Here is an 18,468-nt window from a genome sequence, read left to right on the forward strand (position 1 = left end):
TGATTGTAATTGATTCATAGATTAGCCCTCCTTTGCGCCGCTTACGATTTCGTCAACTTCGGCTTGTGTAAGTCGTCCAGCCTTGACGAGCATTTGAAGCATGCGCAGTGTCCAGTACTTTGGATAGTATAGTTTTGCCATCTGATATACGGTCATACTAGGCACCTTCTTCCGTGTTCGAGTCCACACCGGACATTGCTTTTAAGAAGTCGATATCCGCTTTCATCTGTCCGATATCGATATTAAGCGCCATGATCTGATTTAAGATCTCGTCTTGCTTGTCTTGCTTCTTTTCTTCTTCTTTGGCCTTCGCCTCGGCCTCGGCTTGCGCCTTGGTATAAGCGTCGTATTGAGTCTGGTCAAAGGCTACATGTAGCTTTCCTTCGGTGTCGTAGGAAGCCTTATAACCTTCTAATTTGTCAAAAGAAAAAGTGCTATCATCTAGCACTGCTTCGTTGTTGGTTGCACTTGTGTATGTAGTCGATACGGCCTGTACGTGGCCTGTATCGTCCCTATTGATGTAGATAGTTGTAGACATATAATTTCCTTTCTTATTTCGTGTATTCTGCGATGATCATGAGCCATCTGGATGATTGCGCGCCCCAGGTGTCGCTACCAATAAATATAAAACCATTATTAGCGGATGAGTACTCGATACTTGATCCTTTTCCGCCGCTTCCGACACGCGTAAAGGGTATGTGTCCGCCATCTGAACCGCAAAGATAAGCGTAGATTCTTGTGATCTCGCTAAAGCTTGATCTTGCGAAGCTTTGTACTACGGCACCATTAGATAGCGCCTTATTGGTCACCTTAAAGACGCGTCTATATATCGGCTTTCCATCAACCCATGTGGACCCGGTATTGGTTTCTGCATACGAGTAAGTCATATCTTTGTCCGTCACTAGATTGTAGGCGGTCGACTGTGTCTTGGTTTTTAGCATCCAATCACCGCCTTTTGGATCAATCTAAGTAGGGCTCTAATTACCCCCCCCGAAGTGATCCAGGAACCTGTCACGATACGCTCGATAGCGCCAGTTGTGGTTGTAAACATACTAACATCTCCGGCCTTACTGACCATGTATTTTCCATCTCCACTCCTACTGCTTCCGGCGATGCCTAAGTAGTATATCTGTTGCTCCACTGTAGGCCGAAACCCATCTGGTATGGTGAGCATCACAGAATTGTAACCGTTTTTTGGCATGTTACCGATTTTCTTAAACTCGGCATTTACGACGCGTCCGCTCTTGTATAGCGTAACTGTCAAGCCGTTACCGGATACGGTAGCAGTCTGCACATCTAGATCAGTATCAGTTAGTACCTTGTACTCTTTGGAGTTAGCTTTAGTGGTTAGCATGCTAGCACCACCTTTCTGCGAGGTGCCAGCCAACTAAGAATCTTAGCCAGTGACCCCCCCCCGATTTACACCGACGACGGCATCAATTTGGCACCCATTGTTAGCAGATGCGTTAACCCACTCTGCTATATCGATACGCAAAGAAGTACCGGACGATGTGATCTGCAGTGAGATGGTGCGATTGACAGTGGCCGGTGCTAGGGTATACCAATTCCCATGGTAGTATTTTGCCACACAAATCACGTTTCTTTTTCCGCCTGGCGCAAAAACGTAGATCAGTAGGTAGTCGAAGCTTGTCGGATCTTGTGTACATGTAATATTGTGCCCATAGTCGACGGATTTGTGGCTTCCGATCACCACCTCTTTGATGTCTTTCTGCTCCACCAGATTGTGGATCATGCTATTCATTTTTGCGATTATCATTAAGATTCCTCCTCGAAGATCATTACCGTAGTTTCGCCGGCAAGTACCGACTGCTTCCACGCATTGAGCGTATCCACCTGAGCTTTGTATGGTTCAAGTGCCGCTACCTTATCCTGCAGTGCTGTGATATAGTTGGCCAGTTTGCCAGCCGTATCGCCGTCAAGCGAGTTCTTGATCGTGGCGAACCAGTCCGTAAAAATACCTTGATTGGTTTGGATGAACTCGGTTAATTGATTGGCGTATGAGTCGGTCGGTATCTTGGTCAGTGTATCCACGCACAAGCCGCAGTACTTGCTATTAAGTCGCGTATCGACGATATTGGCTTGTGTGATCTCTCCGGCATTGGCTGGTACCAGGAAGTAAGCCAGTATGATCTCATAGATGTTGGTCGTACGCACCGGTGTAGGCGTTACGCCAGTACCGACGACATACTTAAGCGTACATGAGTTCTCTTCTTTCGAGTATCGCACGGCGATATAGTCATATCGATCGGATGTATCCGCTACCTGTACCTGGAACTGCTTAAGCGTATCTGTCCAGTACATCAGACCGCCTGTCTTCTCTGTCGATGTATGCAGATAGGCCTGACCAGGATTGACACTGACGATCATACCGCCGGCGGCACTGACCGAGAAGTCCGTGCCTGATATATTAAGGATGCCGGATTCCCGACCGACAAACCATCTTCGCAGATCGTCCGCCAGGTACTCGACATCGTTTAGTGGAAAGGCATTTGCCATCCTATCCCTCCTCCGTAGTTATATTTTTCTTTTTTAGTTCATCTTCATAATTCGAAAGCGTGATCTTGTACGACGGTCCATCGTCCTCCAGGATCTCATCGATGGCTGATATCCGGAAGCGTTTAGATATGCCGTACTTTACAGATTTGACCGGTATCACATCGCCTAGATCGTAGTCTTTACGGAATACAAAGAGCGTATCCCCCGAGCTTATATCCGCCGTGAATTCACGGACCGCGGCACACTCTTCTAATTTTTCCATACCACGTTTGATTGCGTTATTTTTGTACTGCTCTGCGGTATAGGTATGCTCGACCTTCTTATCATCCTGATAGGTCCATGAAAGGTCACGAGCATCCACATACAGCTCTTTGATTGGTCCGCCATTGGACACGTCGACCTTGTACACGAGTCTTTCCTCGCTCTTGCCTTGACATGCAACATAGGCGTAATTCTTGTAGCTCGATATGTCGTCCAGATAAGACTGTGTAACAATATTCCCAATCTCATCGGAAAACTTAACCGTGTCCACGATGCCACGCTTGTACAACTCGATGACATTCATGACGCCATCCTTGCGGACCATCCGGAAGCCAAGGCCTGTAGCCTGGCAGATCGTCTCGAACGACTCACGCAGAGATTTCCAAGTGGTATCTATACCGTCTGTTATCTTTTCTTCAAGACCTTTTACATCTGCCGTAGTGATCTCAAGCCCACGCTTGTTATCGTTGACAAGCTTATACAGACCTGTCTCGACGGTCGTGATCGTAACCGTGTTCGGGTTGATCCGATCATCCAGGTTGTTAAGATACCCACGCACCTCTATATCTTCTTCTCCGGACGATGATACGTCCGGGAACACGTAGGTTATGAAACCTATCTCACTTGTATCCTGATTGACCAGTCGATTTTCTGTATTTAGTAGTTTGATGTTTGTTTCCGTTCCTTTTGCGTGGATCTCAAAAGTACCTGTCTCGTTATACTTCCGGTTCCACTGGATGGATGTAGTGTTTTGGAGGATGTCTACTTTGACACCCTCTTTATCATAGATTGCTATTTCCATGCTACTCACCTACATACGTATTCGAGAAGCTTATCGTACAGTATAGATTACCGATATTAGAGACCGCATCAAAGCGGACCGCATTGCTTCCCTTGTCCAGTACGAAAAAGTTAGAGTCATCATCCATCAAGTAATAGATGTTCTTCTCGATACCATTTGATATGAGCTTGCAATATCTCTCATTCTCATAAGTTGATACGAGAAGCACATCGCCTTCGCCCATCTCCAGGTTCGGAAACTTGATGTTTTCCTGTGTCAGGACCTTCAGAATCTCGGGTCCTTTCACATAGCCCGTTGCCTCGAAACGTGCCAGGAATCCGGTCTTGTCTGAACCTTTATTGACTGCATAGGTCAATTGGTTGACGTCCCTTGACCCAACCTTCCACGGCACTGTATTCGAGAAGGACCGCTTAAACTTGAAGCCACTGCTGTACGTAACGAAAGCTACGATTGACTCCTTGTTATCACGCCAGTATGGATACGATGCATAGAGCACAAACTGGAACTTCTTGTATACTTCCTGGTCCTCGGATATCTCCGGACTCTTCTTGACCTGACATTTGATGTAGTGATCTACATCGGCTTCCTTGTCAACGACCCGAAAGATCAGATCGTTGTCCGGAAGGAGTGTATCCAACAGCTTACGCCGATTAGCGTACGAGCTTTTCATATCGCCTTCCAGTGTTATTTCTCTTCCTTCCACAGAAGAGGCGGATATCGTAGTTCCTACGGCGTGGATGGTCTGAGATTCAGAAAAGGACACATTGTTGACGCCTAGGCCCTCGATGTTGGTCAATCGAAAAGGGTCGCCGACGTTAAAGCTTATCTCGACTCCATAGGAGTTAGTTATGTACCACTCTCTCATCGCTTATTCCACTCCATTCTTCGTAACGCATTTTTCATTTCTGTTGCTTGTTCAGACGGCTTTAAAGGCCCCGTAGATGTGAAGTAATTCGTTTGGTTGTAATTGGTCGTCGTACCTCCTGACGTGCCATAGGCGCCTGCCAGGCGTGGCACTGTGGCGCTTCCAACAAAGTTATCTATGACTGTTCGAGCCGATTCTTTCAACTGGCTCAGTCCGCCATCAAGCATCAGTCCATTGATCGTATCTTTCAGTCGATTCTGTGTATCTGTGGCACTGGATACGGCGCCTTGTACCATCAGTGCAGCGCTCTTCTTAACGTCTCGGATGCCGTCCAGGATACCATAGGCATATCCTTTGGAAGCCCAGATACCGATATCGTTCCTAAATAGCTTGGATGGTGAGTGCGAGTCTTGTTCGTGTTTTGCGGCAGCTGCTGCTTTCTGTACCATGGCACGTGCCGCGCTAGCGACATATGACGTACCTGCATTGATACCTCTTGCATAGCCTTGCGCTGCTTGCAGACCTGCGGACTGGAACTCTCCGGACCCTTGCACAGCCGATACAGCCGCGTTCTTAAGACCGGATGCATTCGATCGTGCATTGCCTCGACCGCTTCCTAATCCTTGTGCATAGGCATTACCTGATTGCGATCCCTTGCTTCTAAAAGAACCGCCTGTTAAGGCCGTCTGTGCCAGTTGCTTTAGCTTGGTTGCAGACGAGGTTGATACACCACCGGATGCGGCTAGACCGGATCCATACTGGCCACCAGAAGCGGAACCATTCGCAAAGAATGCGCCTCCGGATGTACCTGTTAAGGCCATCATCATTAATGCGGAAGCCATCGACAGAACGCTGCCACTTGCAGACCCGATACCAGATCCGTATTGACCGCCGGACATGGATCCATTTGCGAACATGCCACCTGTATCTGCCGTTCCCGACAAGGCGGAGTTCTTAAGACCTAGTGCGTGCATCAGTACGGTTCCCGCCGTAGATCCAATACCGGATCCATAGTTATTGCCTAGCGCCATACCTAATATGGACGTAGTGCCGTCATCCGTCATGGAAGTCTTGGCGGCGGTCTTAAGGTTAAGACCCTCGGCCTGTACGCCTGGAATTTTGGCGTGCATACCTGTCTGATAATGTGTTGATGTAGATCCGCCATTGGCCTCGGCATTGGCATCGATATCCGCTTGTGCATTGTCTAGCGATGAGTTGATCAATGCTTTTAGCTCCTCGATGCTTGTAGGCATCTTGATCTTGCCGGACAGGATACCTTTGACGATATCGTCTGGAATCTTTTGACCGTCCACCTCGGCATTTGGTGCGAGGTTATCAAGCTGGATCAATTTCTTAAGTTGTTCGACGCTCGTAGGCACCTGATATGTGCCGTTCATGATACCTTCACTTACGCTTTGCGGTATATCGATACCGGCCTTTTGAGCTTTCTGTGCGATGCCATCGAAGCTGATCAGGTTCTTTAATTGCTCGATGCTTGCAGGTACGGCATATGTACCGTTCATGATGCCTTCGCTTACGCTTTGCGGGATGTTGATGCCTGCTTCTTTAGCTTTTTGCGCGATCGGATCGAAGTTGATCAGGTTTTTCATCTGATCCAGAGTCTGAGGCAGATCATACATGCCCGACTGGATTCCTTTGATGACAGATTCCGGTATCTCGATACCCGCTTCCTGTGCCTGTTGTAGTACAGACTGGAAGTTGGCTGTTTTCTGTTGGGCATCTGCAGAAGAGTTAGCGTATTCTTCCAGTTTCTTGTTCAAGCCTTCGATTTGATTCTTATACTCTTCGACTTCTTTTTTGGACTTCCCTTGTGTCTCTTTGGCTTTGATTAACTTTTGTTCGGCCTTTTCGAGTGCCTGGCCCTCTTCGCTATACTTGCTAGCGATATTGCCAGACGCATCTGTAGCCTCTTTTTTCGCCTTGTTGTACTGCTTTTGTGCTTTTTCTACGGCCGCCGTATTTTTTTCATTTTGTTTATTGGCATCGGCTAGATTTGTCTCTGCTTTTGCCAGATCTTTAGCAGATTGCTTTGCTAGTTCTTGATATGCCTGTGCTTTGGCCTGTTCCTGTAATGCCGCTATATTCGCATAAATGGCACTCGTGGATTGATTGAGCTTATCGGTATTTTCATCGTACGACAAGTTGAGCCCAGGCATTACCGCATTCAGGTCGTCGATGTACTGCTTTAGCAGTTGCTTCTCGCCAGCAGATTTATGCTCTTTGCTCGCCAGTGTCTCAATCTTTGATGCCAGTACAGTAGCTTTGGCACTATTGTCATCCAGCGTATTCAGCTGTTCCTTTGCGGCCTTATTATGGGATTCCAAAGTGGCCGTGAAACTCTTATGCTTCTGGATCAGGGCATCCGTCTTCTCTGCATTTACATCCTTTTCTTTATTGGATATTTTTGTAATCGCCACATAAGTAGCAACTGCTGCGGTCAGACCAACGATACCAACCGTTAATGCCGTAGGTGATAGACCCATGGTCGCCAATCTAAAGAGCTCTGTAGCTTTAGTTGCTAGGCTCATATCGGCGGTCACTGTAGTTGAGAAGAGCGATATCACGGCTCTTGCCTTGTTGAAAGTTCCGGCTATAGCGGCGCCTTTCTTGACCGCGATCATTGCCGTGCCAATACCTGCTATGGCACTGGCCGTTGCCTTACCATGCGATATAAACCAGCTAAAAGACTTGATTACGATCGGTATAGCTTTGGTGAGGCCTTTGACGCCTACACTTACGACCAAGCCCATCGCATCGGCCACTTGTGTGAAACTGTCCGCTAGTTGACCGTTCTGCATGGATGCCGTCAATTCATTCAGGCTCTTGATCGAGGCCTTTACGGCTTCTGTTAGAGGGCCTTTGAGCTTGTCATAGAAAGCTATACCTAGACCTTCCAGTGAGCTTTTCAGGATCGTGAATTGACCTTTTAGGTTGTTGTTCATGGTATCGGCCATCTTTTTGGCCGAACCGTCACAGTTATCAATTGAGTCTTTTAACTTTTTATAGTCCGAGTCTGATGCATTGACGATTGCCAACAGTCCGGACATGCCTTCCTGTCCGGCAAGGGTCGCCGCGTACTGTGCTTTCTGGTCCGCCGTCAATCCGGAGAAGGATGACCGCAGTTCCGTCAACACCTGGCCAAAAGGCTTCATGGAGCCATCGGCGTTGGTCAGCGAGATATGCAGTTGATCCATCGCGGCTGCTACATCATCCGTAGGCTTGGACATCCGCGTAAGTATGGACCGCAGGGCCGTACCTGCTTGCTCGCCCTTGATTCCAGAGTTGGCCATCAAGCCAATGGCTTGTGCTACATCCTCGACCTTATAGCCTAGAGCTCCGGCCACTGATGCAACATATTTGAAGGTCGCGCCCATCAATCCGACATTGGTGTTGGAGTTAGATGATGCGGCCGCCAGTACGTCCGCAAAGTGTGCCGAGTCTGATGCGGCTAGACCGAATGCGGTCAACGCGTCCGTTACGATATCGGAAGTAGTGGCCAGGTCCTCACCGGATGCAGCCGCCAGGTTCATAATTCCTTCGATACCGCTTAGCATGTCACCAGTCTTCCATCCGGCCATGGCCATATACTTCATGGCCTCTCCGGCTTCCGTAGCACTGAACTTGGTTTTGGCGCCCATCTCCAGAGCCTTATCGCGTAGAGCCTGGAAGTCCTTGCCAGTAGCACCGGATATGGCTTTGACTTCGCTCATGGCGTAATCGAAATCAGTACCAACCTTGAGTGCATAGCCGGACATTGCCACCAAAGAAGCACCAGCTACTTTAAGACCTGTCTTCGCGGCTTTTCCAATCTTGCTTACGCCACTGGAGAAGCCTTTTTCATTGATGTGAGTATCAAAAATTAAGGACCCATCTGCCATATGCTGTCACTTCCTTTCCTTACCATAGAGCGGCGCCTATATCTGTATCATCAATCGGCGCATGAGGCAGTGCGATCATACGCTGTATCCGCTTGATCTGCTTGCGTTGCTTTCTGTCCTTGATATCACTCAATTTAATATTTCGGAATCGCACACGCTCTTTGAGCTCACTGTCTCCGCTCATTGCGTTCAATAGGATATTGAACCGCCACCAGTGCAGATCATCGATGCTCATCAGGTCGATGCCATAGAACTCCTGGAAGGCGGCTATGATATAGTCCGCATCCGCCGTGTAACTGAAGGTCTCTTTTTGCTTGGATGTTTGCGCGTGCAGCTGTTCGCCGCATCGCAGAAACCACCCAATCTGTTGCATCAGTTCTTCGGCGTCCGTGCTCTCTGGCATACCCTCCACGAATAGACCTTCAATCAGAGCACCTATATCGTCTCTTGTATGACCCATGATTGCTTCGTTGATTTGTAGCCAGTACCGGAAGTCTGTGATGATCCGGTACTCTTTCCCAGATACGGCCAGTGTTGACGGCAGTTTCTGAGTTAGCGGGTTCATGTCAGTTCACCATTTTATCTTTCAAGAATTCGCTTAGATCTTTATAGGCTTTATCTAATTGTTTAGATGCTTCTACATCTGCCTCATTTGCTTCTTCACGTGCCTTCTTCATGAATTCGGTGTATGCGCAAATTGTGGTCGTGGTAAGCACGCGGTTACGCTTGCCGTTGAAGAGTTTATCAGATGTGCCGACGCCAAATACCGTATCAAAATATTGGTTCCAGGCCTCACAGTATAGCTTTGTTTGATCCCATTGAGTGATATTCGGTTTGTTTAAGGCCTTTTCCAGGCCCTTTTTATTAAGGGCTTCTTCGGCTTCATGGAAGCGCATGGTGTCATCATAATCGTTCCAATCAAATTCGAGCACTGCATCTCTGATTTTCCACTTGCTCATGGTTCTTTATCCTCCTTTTCAAAAAGTAAAAAGGATGAGCGCTTAGCCCATCCATCATATCTTTTTAAGCGCTTGTAGATTCCTTGCAGGTCTTCCAGTTATCTGAGGATGTGACGATGACATCCGTCGATACACCTTTGGACTTCAAATCACCGGAGTATGTGTAAGTGTTTTCGTCGTCTCCATCAGAGTCTGGAATTACCGAGTATTCACGCTTTTTGGCTTTGTACGAGTCTGCTTCTGTACCTGGCTGTGTGAAGTCAACCACGATGATCGTACGTACGGCATCGTCACCTACCAATTCGTTATCCGTGATCTTGACGATATCATCATGCACGGCGTTGCCTACGTATTGGTCAAACGCGTAAGAGTAAGATGGGCTATACCCAGTTACATCACTATCCTCACCAGGTTGATCCACGTATTTACGCGAGTACTCATTTGCGTTAGAGCTTTTCGACATTTCTGTGAATTTTGTCATGCGTGTATAAGTTCCATCGGTCGCACCGGCCACGGCCATAAAAGCGACCTTCTTATCACGAGTTACTAAGCCTTTTTTAGCTTCTGCCATTTAGTTATCCTCCTTTAATATTCCAGGTATGTTACCCGACATTGGATCTCGTATTTGGCCATACCTGTGCCATATACGTCAAAAAGGTACCCTGGTGCGAGTACCTCGATACTTTGGATATTCGGTATGTCGGGCAGATTACCGATATCATTCTGCTCATTTATCCACTTTTCAAGTTGCTCATAGAAGCCCGATGCACTGATCTGATCCAGTATATCCGAGGAGTATTGCTCCACGGACATGAAACTGAAAGGGTACTGCATAAGCTTCTCTCCATCCGTGTATCTCTTGATCACGGGACTGGCGTTGATCTGGCTTACGATAGCGTACTGTATCGCTTCATTGCCTAGATAGTCGATATTGAAAAGTCCATCTTTCAGATACGGGCATCCACAAAAGTAGTCCCGTATCTTTTCTAATTTATTTACCACTTCCAATGATCCGTCCAGCTCCTCTCATGATATGGTTCAGATTCTGTGCTTTCATTCGCTCAAACCATTTAGCGCCGCGTCGTGGTGCGCCGCTATAGGTTAGCGGTATGTTGGTCACCGTCTTAGGCGCATGTCCGATCATGACCTTGCCGTAGTACTGATAGCGCGCATATGGCGTACTGTATCGTACCCACCCATCACCAATTGATGATGCTCGCATGCCACTGCTTCGCAATGCCCCTTGGCGGAACGGTACCATAGGATCATTCAATCGGATGACCTCTGTATCGACATAGGTTTGTGCTACCTCAAAGCGATTGCTTGGATTATAAGTTGGATTCCATTTGAGCTCACCTTTGACCTCGCCACCTTTGGTGCGTATCACGATGGTCCGGTTCTCAAGAGGAATGTTAAAAGTACGTGTCATCAGGATCCACTCACTCTCACATGGTTGGAATAGCCGGATACGGAGTGCATGTTATAAGTCACCGATTGGACCTCAAAGCACTCCGGATAGGCCTTCTTGATATCTGCTATGGTCTTGCCATCGGTATCGACATTTCCAAGTACCATGTAGTCCGTCACCTTAATAGTCGGCGCAGTGGATCCGGTTGCTACCGGTATGCGTACGATCACAGCGTCCGCGCTTACCGCGGATTTGCCTTCGATCGTGACCTGGCTCTTACGGAACCACGAACCGGTTAGCACTTCCTTTTTATGGACATTGGTGCGTGTAGCTTTGTCATACACACTGTATACGTGTGTGATCACTTGATCAGTATCCAACATGCTACCACTTCCGATCGTCCCAATAAGGATCATAGCCGCTATACAGTAACCCTGTTGGCATCAGGTACTTACGTACCAATCTGTATAAATCGGCTTCCCGGCTCGCATGATCACGCTTCTCAAAAGTGACCGAGTGCCCGTCCGTGGTTTCACTTGCGATGCCGTCCGTCTGATTGAAGGCTTTGTCGAGGTCTTTCAAACGATCAGCCACACGATAGACACACTTTTCAAGGGCCCTATAGGCCGTTGGTTCCTGTGTCTCCATCTCGGACAGATTGTCCGGGATACGACCGTGGCAGTAACCACGCACCGTCATGATCGCATCATCCACATAGTAGTCATACTCCTGATGTGTCATCGGACTAAGGCTCGAGCTCTCATAGTTATCGTATGTAAGAGCCATCAGCTACACCTCCGATCTAAGCGGATGCTTTTTTCTTGACCAATACGGTTTCAGGTCGTGAAATCATATCGCCATAGCATTGACGTCCTTGTACGGCAGATGCACCGATATGTGCGCCGTCTTTCAAATCGTTGATCGCTACAGGTACCATCCACTCTGCTACATAGTGACAGAAAACATTGTTGCCCAAAATATATTGGACGTTCAGTTTGTCATCAATGTTGTCAGATTCATAGACATTGACACCGGCAATACGTCCAACCACACCGGACTGGATCACCGAGTCACCTAATTGCGACGCATGAATAAATTGATCGGATTTCAACAAGGTCGCATATGTGTCGTTGGTTACCGCTAACCACATTTCATTTACGTGGATGTGCTTCTTTTTTGCAGTCTGCACAGCATCCACGATGTCTTCATAGATATTGGATTTGGTCAATGCAGCAGTTCCGGATAGAGCAGTACCAGTGGTCGCGCATAAATTAACCAACTCTGAATCCAAGCTAACGCCCATCGAATATCCGGCAGAATCTAAACGATCGGCTACCAAGTTATCCGGTACGCTTTCTGCATCGAATCCATCAATCAATTCATTGACGTATTTGTCCTTATCGATTGGTAAGGTTTTATACGTCGTGCTTCCTTCAGATAATGTTCCACCTTTTGATTTGTTGTAATCGCCAACCGCTACTTCAGTATCACGTACTGGGATCTTTACGGCTCCGGCCGTTGGTGTCCCCTCATAGCGGGTGTTGAACAACCCGGCAAAGATGGAAGTAGCGCGTAATTTCGCTAATACTAGATTTGAATATCTTTCTTGTGGTGTGTGTGCCATCTTTTATCCTCCTATTTTTTAAGTCCTGGATTCAATTCGTAGAAGCGCTCTTCTACGCCGTCCAGGTCGTCAGACCCAGGTGCCCTTCCACCCATTGGTGCGCCTTTTCCTTTTGGCTTAGGGTCTGGATCTGTCAATTTGAATGCTTGTGGATCGGACTTCTTCAGGCCCTCAATAAATTCATCGGCGCCGACGAACTTTCCATCTTTGAATTCAAGATTCTTTTCATCGAAGGCCTCCATAGCGGCTTTCTTGGCCAAGTTGCTATTGAATTGGATCGTGCTGAAGTACATCCGCTTCGCAAAGTCTTTATCTTTTGCCGCCATATCTTTGTTGTACTTTGCTTCCCACTCACTCAAATCGCTTTGTAGCTTTGCTACATCGACACCATCATAGGCTCTGACCTTTTCAGTCAATTCATTGATCGTGTCATCCCTTTTTTGGACTTCCTTTTTCTGTTCTTCCAGTTTTTGATTCCATTCTGAAGTATCGGTACCATGCAATTTCATAATGGCATCAATCTGTTCACTGGTAAGTCCTTCGATCTTTTTTAGATCATCTCGTTTCATTTAAATATCCTCCATAACACTTTTTTAACACGGTTCGCTCCGCTCCGGTCGTTGCCTTTTAACGCCATACCGAGGGCATTTAAAAAAGACCTAAGCATTACTTAGATCATCATGAATAAATTTAGGTAGCTTTCGCTTCGGCGGATCTTTCACGTATATCGTCTCCTTTTCTGTCTTGCCGCAAAGAATACACGTACGTACTCTCTTTTCTGCTCTGCATTGTAGGTTATGATCATAATAAGATTTCTCAATCAATTCAGTATAAACATGTCTGCACATAAGTTTTGTCTCACTAAAAAAGCACACCGTTTCAGATGTGCTAATTAATTATTTCTGCAATTCCTTTTGCAAGATTTGCTGCTTTTTTCATCAGGCTGTTGTCTTCCAGATATTCAAGACCGTCAATTGTTATCTTGATGTTTTCAATACCAATCACGGTATTGTATTTGTCGCCAATATATTTTTTAACTTCGATACCATCTATATACCCTTTTTTAAGAAGCATTTCTAACAGGGCATCACGACGACTTGCAGAAATACCGAGTGTTTCAGGGCTCAATCTATCAACATCGAATTCAGGGTAATCCATTGATTTCTCTAGGATCTTTAGGATTTTATAGATTAATTTGATGCTTTCAGACATGGTTAATCCTTTACCGTAACCCCATCCATATTTGGGTCCACGATTTCAAACCCTTCTGGTGGATACAAATAGTCGTCATCAGAATCATCAACCACTCTGTACCAACCCTTTTCTATGGATATGACATCGTAAACTTTATTATGGGTGAGCATAAAAGAACTTGTTTTTCCCTTCCATTTAGCTTTCATTCCAACCACTCCTTGACTTTAAATTTTATTTTTCCTACGTCCCTATTTTGAAACCAATGCACTTCTGCATGTCTTGGTTCGCCATAGAAATCAATCAAGCCGAAGCCTTTCACATGTTGCCAATCATTAGGATTGCCACCAAATTGTTTGGACAATCCTTCTTTCACTTCATATTTTAAGCCCTTTGATACACCTTTTCCAGCAAATACTTCAATATTTTGTAAATGGGTGCCTTCTATAAAATGATAATAATCATCCGACTCAGAATCGTATATATCATAGTTCGACCATCTGGCACCTAGACTTACGGGTAGATGAATGTCCTTAAGTTTCCTTGTATCCGGAAAGGGATTTCCCATCTTACCAAGCCCGTCGGCATAGATGCGTTCTTTTTGTTGCTTTAGCCCCATCGCATCGCTAAATCTAGCGTACTCGCTCATTTGTACCCGATATCTGGCCTGTGTGGCCAGTATATCGGTTTCGGATCCACCGGACTCTTTCAGGATCTTGATACGCTCACGATAGGCACGCATGTTGGTCTCCATCTTGCGCATGCGTTGTGTCACTTCATATCCTGTATAAGACTTGCCGCCATACTCTTTTGGCGTGTCATTCTTCCACTCTTCGAGCTCGTTCTTAGTGTAAGTGTGCTTACTTAGTCCAGGTATCACCGGATAGTAGTTGTGGTAGCAGTTCGCGCCGAGAAGGCCCGTTACATCTCCAAGGCCACAAACTTCTTCAAGCTCTCGCTTGGTGTACCAACCGCCTTGCCATTCCGCATGCGTTGGACGTGCGTTGGCGTGCGCAGTAACCTCAAACATATCCGTATTAAGGTCCTTGGCCACTTGATCGGATATACTCGAGTTGATATCCGATAGGCTCGACATGACCGCACGTCTTGCTGCTACCGTAATGCGGTTGTGCCAACCAGTATCATAGTTGATCCACCTCACACCCGAGTTGGTCATCTCTGTTACGGCCTTGCGCAGAGTCGTGTTGTAGTCAAAGGCACCGGATGCAATATCTACATAACACTGATTGAGCTTGTTGTTAACATAATCAGTTAGCCTTACCGCTTTCAGTCCGGTATCTTCTTTTACGACAAAGCCAAGGCTGCGCGTCATGTTGGTGTAGTCATTGATCGTATTTCTTCGCTTCTGCTCTACGATAGCGCGCAATTGCGCATTGGCTACCCATGGCACAAAGTCCTTATTCAGATATTCATACATTGGCTTGTAGCGAATGTAGTCGGTCTTGATAGCCTCCTCATAAAGGCTATTGACGTAAGCCTCAGAATCACCGAGCGCGCTCTCTACGAGCTTGCGGATATCCGCATTGGAGTAGCCCATCAATTTGAGTTGGTACAGCTGCCAGTCTGCACTTCGTGTGATCACACTGGCGTCATGGATCCGCCTGGCCACATCAAGCATGATCCGTATCTCCAAATTCGCAAATATCTTTTCGGCGCCATAGCCATAAGACTCTAATGTGCTTGGGTCGATCATACTACTCTAGTACGTCCGCTTGCTGTGGCAGATTCTTGAGAGCTTCTTCAATGGATTCATTGCGCCATCTAGAACGATACTCTTCAGGTCGAAGTGTCCCATTGGCCAGGTCTGTCTGGTCATTCTTACGCTCGGTCTCCTTGTCTTCGATGATCGAATCATCAAAGTCAATTTGGATATCTTCATACTGGATATCTGTACCCATCAAATAGCCAATCGCGCGGATCATGCCACGGATAGCCGTATCCAGTGGCTTCTCATGCTTCTTCAGCGTTGAGTACATATCACTGTCTTCACTGATCACCTCAGTAGCCGTCTTGACTCCTTTGGTGGCGAATTCATATTGATTGGTGCCCATACCGCACTTCTCAGATAGCAGATTCAACAGGAACTGCAACGCTTCTTTTAGCTCACTGATCCGGAAAGAAGGACTGAAGTCATGAAGCTCGATACCGCCATCGCTTCCACCTTCGCCGACCATGCGTAGCACTTCTTCATTGTCGTCGATGACGTTGTGCTGATTGCCGTTGGCATCCATCGTGAATCCTTCACCGGCCATGAGTATATGTCGGCGTCCAGTGCGTACCTCAGAGTCAAAAGCATCAAAAGTCGTATCAATTTCTTTCAAGACATCGATTGCGTTCGCGTACACAGATATGCCCATCGGGTTATAGATATCCACATTATTGACCTGTTTTGGTTTCACGATCTGGAACAGTGGGATATCCGTATTCAGATAAGTCACAGGTTCCATCCCTTCAGGTAGCGGCAATTCATCGAAGGAACCGCTTGCCTTGATCTGTATCATGTGGTTCTCAATCTGATACATGCCTCTCTCATCCATCACATGCATCTGGATATACAGATAGTCACCGATGCTCTTATCGTGGCGTTGGGAAGCGAAGGCGCACTCTTTGATGCCTGTCGAATCCCAGGACAACGGGTAGATCATATTGGCCATTATGTAATCGATGAAGATTTCATCGTCCTTCATGTACTCCAAAAAGGCCCCACTTCCTAAGGCGCAATACTTCTCACACAGTTCATTGGTGTTCCCTTCAAAGTCATTGGCATCCAGTATCTCATGGATGCGTGTATTGACGGCCTCGGGCTCAATAGCAATCTGTACTTTTTCATTCATCAGCAGATTGGCCCATGTTTCGCACACTGTCTTCGCCATCCCTAGTGACTTGATGACCCTGGACCTCACAGTCACGCCATTCCAGTACTGTGTCTTGTGGTTATCATCCAAGCTATTCATGTACCAGTCCATCCAGTTCTGTATGGTCTTGTAATACTCGGCATCGACAGTGTCATATCCAAGCTTCTTCAAATATGCACATACACCGGACGATGTCTGTTTGGCCTGTTCGTTCATTCCTTGTCCTCCCTTGCTAAGTACGGCAGCATGCGCTTCATGGTGCGCCACTGTCCCATGACCGCGTACCGGATCGCATCCATCGCGTGGTCATGCTCTTTGATTGGTTTTTCAATTCCTCTGTCTATTGAATCCGGATCATATCCGTAAAGATAGAATTCGGATTCTGCATTCTTCTGCTTATCACATAAAAAGAGTGCATCGTAGCTTAACAGCTTCTGCACTCGGTTGATTCCTTCAGTCACCGTGTTATCGGCGTTTCGTAATACTATCTCCGGACATATCCGCTTGATCTCCTCCGCCAAGCCTTTGGCAGACGGGTCAATATAAACGTATACACGCTTTCTTCCATGTGTCTCATACAAAGTATCAAGCATAGCACGAAAGTCCTTAGCGTAATCGCTAGGACTCTTCTGCCGTCCGGTATCACGGCCGGAATAGTAATATTCATCCAGGCCTTGCATTCGTTTATTGGTCATATCCAGGCCAAACACTTGATAGGTGGTCGCGTTCATCTGTCCATAGTCGACCCCGATCGCATAGTAAGCATAGCTATCCGCAGAGCCTATATGTCGGATGTGTCTGTTTGGATCAAACATGTAATAGATCAGGTCATCGATACCGACCGCCTCACCAAGCCATACCCATCGATACATCTTGTTATCGACATCGGCCATCTGATTGGCCGCATCGATAAGCTTTTGACCCAGCCACTCGACCGGTACATCCTTGTAGCTTGAATGGATGTGGATGCAATCGGACCGCTTTTCCATCATGCGCACCCATTCATTGACCGGCGCCTTTGGGTTTTTCGGTGGATTGAAAAGATAAAGCATACGGAAGAAGTTATCATTGCCACGTACGAAGGTAGCTTCAATGTTGGATAACTCCTCGGCGCCTTCTCCTTTATCGAAGAATTCAGTCAGCTCATCCAGTACGACCATGCGGATGCTTCTTTCTTCATCGATCATACCTTTGGTGTCGTCGATAGAATCGGATCCAGTAAAGTAGATCGTGTTCCCATTTCTAAGATATGTCATCTGCATCGGGCTCTTTGTTATTTTGAACTGGCTCTTTTTAAGGCCAAGCCTTTGGATCGCTCGGATGCACTCTTTATAGACTGTCTTGCGCAGTTTGTTATGGTGCTTGCGCATGACCACGACCGCTGTGTCCGGTTCTGCCACTATTAGGTAATCGGCCAGTATGGCCATACAGCTCGATTTGGTTCCGGCGCGACCGGACGTGAGTATCTGATGCATATGCGTCTTATCGTTGACCAATGGAAGATACTTAGGAATGAGAATATCTGACAGCCTAACCGTCTTCTTCCGGTGCGTCATTGATGATCACCACCTCATCGTGTACATCTTCCACCTGGTTTGCATCGAACATACCGAAGCGCTTGCCAAGCAGTTCCGCGGCTCGGATCCTGTCTTTCATAGAAACCTGCTTTCGGACGATCTCGTTATGAAAAACGCCTTTGCCCTCGCCAACGGATGCGACGACCTCTTCTTTATGCTCGCCTCGCATCGTTTCAGATAGGAACTCTTCCACGTCCAGTACGGTCGCGATGCTTTCTCTCTGTCGTTGCTCATGGAATTCTTTAATAGCAGTTTGAATTTCAACATTCTTCAACAATCTTTGACCAATAGAGTAGGCAGTGCGCTCCGAGTATCCGGCTCTTATAGCGGCTTTGGTTGCATTCATATCTCTTAGCCACTCAAGCACGAATCGCTCTTGACGCTTATTCATTCTACCGACTCCTTTCGTCTAGGCACGTAAAAAAGCAGAGGCTTTGGTGCTCTCTGCTTCGTGTGCTTATCATACAGTCCTCTTTCCTTAGGACTTCG

21 protein-coding genes are annotated in these 18,468 nt (G+C 46.9%); all 21 read right to left on the minus strand.

The features are described from left to right. Nucleotides 1-157: 157 nt before the first annotated feature. The gene (locus tag SOS22_RS07190; RefSeq protein ID WP_320596780.1) at nt 158-538 is read right to left on the minus strand and encodes a hypothetical protein; all 381 of its coding nucleotides are present in this window, start codon (nt 536-538) and stop codon (nt 158-160) included. Between the two features lie 13 nt (nt 539-551). Continuing rightward, entirely contained in the window at nt 552-941 is a 390-nt protein-coding gene (locus SOS22_RS07195; protein WP_320596781.1) for a hypothetical protein, read from the minus strand. A gap of 455 nt (nt 942-1,396) precedes the next feature. Beyond that, nucleotides 1,397-1,777, minus strand: coding sequence for a hypothetical protein (locus SOS22_RS07200; RefSeq protein ID WP_320596782.1), 381 nt, complete (start codon nt 1,775-1,777; stop codon nt 1,397-1,399). Beyond that, a complete protein-coding gene (locus SOS22_RS07205; RefSeq protein WP_320596783.1) occupies nt 1,777-2,517 on the minus strand; it encodes a hypothetical protein in 741 nt (246 codons plus the stop codon). The genes SOS22_RS07200 and SOS22_RS07205 overlap by 1 nt, the downstream gene beginning before the upstream one ends. A gap of 1 nt (nt 2,518) precedes the next feature. Then, entirely contained in the window at nt 2,519-3,580 is a 1,062-nt protein-coding gene (locus tag SOS22_RS07210; RefSeq protein ID WP_320596784.1) for a siphovirus ReqiPepy6 Gp37-like family protein, read from the minus strand. A gap of 1 nt (nt 3,581) precedes the next feature. Beyond that, nucleotides 3,582-4,445, minus strand: coding sequence for a phage distal tail protein (locus SOS22_RS07215; RefSeq protein ID WP_320596785.1), 864 nt, complete (start codon nt 4,443-4,445; stop codon nt 3,582-3,584). Then, a complete protein-coding gene (locus SOS22_RS07220; RefSeq protein ID WP_320596786.1) occupies nt 4,442-8,344 on the minus strand; it encodes a phage tail tape measure protein in 3,903 nt (1,300 codons plus the stop codon). The genes SOS22_RS07215 and SOS22_RS07220 overlap by 4 nt, the downstream gene beginning before the upstream one ends. Nucleotides 8,345-8,363: 19 nt before the next feature. Then, nucleotides 8,364-8,909: a Gp15 family bacteriophage protein gene (locus tag SOS22_RS07225; protein ID WP_320596787.1), complete on the minus strand. Its 546-nt coding sequence runs from the start codon at nt 8,907-8,909 to the stop codon at nt 8,364-8,366. A gap of 1 nt (nt 8,910) precedes the next feature. Further along, nucleotides 8,911-9,303 carry a DUF6673 family protein gene (locus SOS22_RS07230; protein ID WP_320596788.1) on the minus strand — a complete coding sequence of 131 codons (393 nt, stop codon included), beginning with the start codon at nt 9,301-9,303 and terminating at the stop codon, nt 8,911-8,913. 64 nt (nt 9,304-9,367) lie between these two features. Further along, nucleotides 9,368-9,874: a hypothetical protein gene (locus SOS22_RS07235; RefSeq protein ID WP_320596789.1), complete on the minus strand. Its 507-nt coding sequence runs from the start codon at nt 9,872-9,874 to the stop codon at nt 9,368-9,370. Nucleotides 9,875-10,294: 420 nt separating this feature from the next. After that, nucleotides 10,295-10,732, minus strand: coding sequence for a minor capsid protein (locus SOS22_RS07240; protein ID WP_320596790.1), 438 nt, complete (start codon nt 10,730-10,732; stop codon nt 10,295-10,297). After that, complete coding sequence (locus SOS22_RS07245) at nt 10,732-11,094, minus strand: DUF6751 family protein (protein WP_320596791.1); 363 nt, start codon at nt 11,092-11,094, stop codon at nt 10,732-10,734. The genes SOS22_RS07240 and SOS22_RS07245 overlap by 1 nt, the downstream gene beginning before the upstream one ends. Before the next feature lies 1 nt (nt 11,095). Beyond that, nucleotides 11,096-11,425, minus strand: a complete 330-nt coding sequence (locus tag SOS22_RS07250) for a hypothetical protein (RefSeq protein WP_320596792.1) — start codon at nt 11,423-11,425, stop codon at nt 11,096-11,098. Nucleotides 11,426-11,513: 88 nt separating this feature from the next. Further along, on the minus strand, nt 11,514-12,335 hold the full coding sequence (locus tag SOS22_RS07255) for a hypothetical protein (RefSeq protein ID WP_320596793.1): 822 nt from the start codon (nt 12,333-12,335) through the stop codon (nt 11,514-11,516). Nucleotides 12,336-12,346: 11 nt separating this feature from the next. Continuing rightward, nucleotides 12,347-12,904 carry a phage scaffolding protein gene (locus SOS22_RS07260; RefSeq protein WP_320596794.1) on the minus strand — a complete coding sequence of 186 codons (558 nt, stop codon included), beginning with the start codon at nt 12,902-12,904 and terminating at the stop codon, nt 12,347-12,349. A gap of 319 nt (nt 12,905-13,223) precedes the next feature. Then, nucleotides 13,224-13,547 (minus strand): YjcQ family protein, encoded by a 324-nt coding sequence (locus SOS22_RS07265; RefSeq protein ID WP_320596795.1) that lies wholly within the window; start codon nt 13,545-13,547, stop codon nt 13,224-13,226. A 2-nt stretch (nt 13,548-13,549) separates the two neighbouring features. Next, nucleotides 13,550-13,735 carry a hypothetical protein gene (locus SOS22_RS07270; protein ID WP_320596796.1) on the minus strand — a complete coding sequence of 62 codons (186 nt, stop codon included), beginning with the start codon at nt 13,733-13,735 and terminating at the stop codon, nt 13,550-13,552. Next, nucleotides 13,732-15,240 carry a phage minor capsid protein gene (locus SOS22_RS07275; protein ID WP_320596797.1) on the minus strand — a complete coding sequence of 503 codons (1,509 nt, stop codon included), beginning with the start codon at nt 15,238-15,240 and terminating at the stop codon, nt 13,732-13,734. The genes SOS22_RS07270 and SOS22_RS07275 overlap by 4 nt, the downstream gene beginning before the upstream one ends. A 1-nt stretch (nt 15,241) precedes the next feature. After that, on the minus strand, nt 15,242-16,618 hold the full coding sequence (locus SOS22_RS07280; RefSeq protein ID WP_320596798.1) for a phage portal protein: 1,377 nt from the start codon (nt 16,616-16,618) through the stop codon (nt 15,242-15,244). Next, nucleotides 16,615-17,958, minus strand: coding sequence for a PBSX family phage terminase large subunit (locus SOS22_RS07285; RefSeq protein ID WP_320596799.1), 1,344 nt, complete (start codon nt 17,956-17,958; stop codon nt 16,615-16,617). Before SOS22_RS07285 ends, SOS22_RS07280 begins: the two co-directional genes overlap by 4 nt. Continuing rightward, nucleotides 17,933-18,370, minus strand: a complete 438-nt coding sequence (locus SOS22_RS07290; protein ID WP_320596800.1) for a terminase small subunit — start codon at nt 18,368-18,370, stop codon at nt 17,933-17,935. The genes SOS22_RS07285 and SOS22_RS07290 overlap by 26 nt, the downstream gene beginning before the upstream one ends. Between the last annotated feature and the right edge of the window lie 98 nt (nt 18,371-18,468).

Source organism: Absicoccus sp. (genome assembly GCF_034090965.1).
GTDB lineage: Bacteria > Bacillota_I > Bacilli_A > Erysipelotrichales > Erysipelotrichaceae > Absicoccus > Absicoccus intestinalis.

Excerpts from the sequence above, each read along its gene's own strand:
- SOS22_RS07220 (WP_320596786.1), bottom strand. The coding sequence starts at position 8,344 with ATGGCAGATGGGTCCTTAATTTTTGATACTCACATCAATGAAAAAGGC.
- SOS22_RS07225 (WP_320596787.1), bottom strand. The coding sequence starts at position 8,909 with ATGAACCCGCTAACTCAGAAACTGCCGTCAACACTGGCCGTATCTGGG.
- SOS22_RS07195 (WP_320596781.1), bottom strand. The coding sequence starts at position 941 with ATGCTAAAAACCAAGACACAGTCGACCGCCTACAATCTAGTGACGGAC.
- SOS22_RS07205 (WP_320596783.1), bottom strand. The coding sequence starts at position 2,517 with ATGGCAAATGCCTTTCCACTAAACGATGTCGAGTACCTGGCGGACGAT.
- SOS22_RS07255 (WP_320596793.1), bottom strand. The coding sequence starts at position 12,335 with ATGGCACACACACCACAAGAAAGATATTCAAATCTAGTATTAGCGAAA.
- SOS22_RS07285 (WP_320596799.1), bottom strand. The coding sequence starts at position 17,958 with ATGACGCACCGGAAGAAGACGGTTAGGCTGTCAGATATTCTCATTCCT.
- SOS22_RS07215 (WP_320596785.1), bottom strand. The coding sequence starts at position 4,445 with ATGAGAGAGTGGTACATAACTAACTCCTATGGAGTCGAGATAAGCTTT.
- SOS22_RS07260 (WP_320596794.1), bottom strand. The coding sequence starts at position 12,904 with ATGAAACGAGATGATCTAAAAAAGATCGAAGGACTTACCAGTGAACAG.
- SOS22_RS07200 (WP_320596782.1), bottom strand. The coding sequence starts at position 1,777 with ATGATAATCGCAAAAATGAATAGCATGATCCACAATCTGGTGGAGCAG.
- SOS22_RS07240 (WP_320596790.1), bottom strand. The coding sequence starts at position 10,732 with ATGACACGTACTTTTAACATTCCTCTTGAGAACCGGACCATCGTGATA.
- SOS22_RS07245 (WP_320596791.1), bottom strand. The coding sequence starts at position 11,094 with ATGTTGGATACTGATCAAGTGATCACACACGTATACAGTGTGTATGAC.
- SOS22_RS07265 (WP_320596795.1), bottom strand. The coding sequence starts at position 13,547 with ATGTCTGAAAGCATCAAATTAATCTATAAAATCCTAAAGATCCTAGAG.
- SOS22_RS07270 (WP_320596796.1), bottom strand. The coding sequence starts at position 13,735 with ATGAAAGCTAAATGGAAGGGAAAAACAAGTTCTTTTATGCTCACCCAT.
- SOS22_RS07210 (WP_320596784.1), bottom strand. The coding sequence starts at position 3,580 with ATGGAAATAGCAATCTATGATAAAGAGGGTGTCAAAGTAGACATCCTC.
- SOS22_RS07230 (WP_320596788.1), bottom strand. The coding sequence starts at position 9,303 with ATGAGCAAGTGGAAAATCAGAGATGCAGTGCTCGAATTTGATTGGAAC.
- SOS22_RS07275 (WP_320596797.1), bottom strand. The coding sequence starts at position 15,240 with ATGATCGACCCAAGCACATTAGAGTCTTATGGCTATGGCGCCGAAAAG.
- SOS22_RS07290 (WP_320596800.1), bottom strand. The coding sequence starts at position 18,370 with ATGAATAAGCGTCAAGAGCGATTCGTGCTTGAGTGGCTAAGAGATATG.
- SOS22_RS07190 (WP_320596780.1), bottom strand. The coding sequence starts at position 538 with ATGTCTACAACTATCTACATCAATAGGGACGATACAGGCCACGTACAG.
- SOS22_RS07235 (WP_320596789.1), bottom strand. The coding sequence starts at position 9,874 with ATGGCAGAAGCTAAAAAAGGCTTAGTAACTCGTGATAAGAAGGTCGCT.
- SOS22_RS07280 (WP_320596798.1), bottom strand. The coding sequence starts at position 16,618 with ATGAACGAACAGGCCAAACAGACATCGTCCGGTGTATGTGCATATTTG.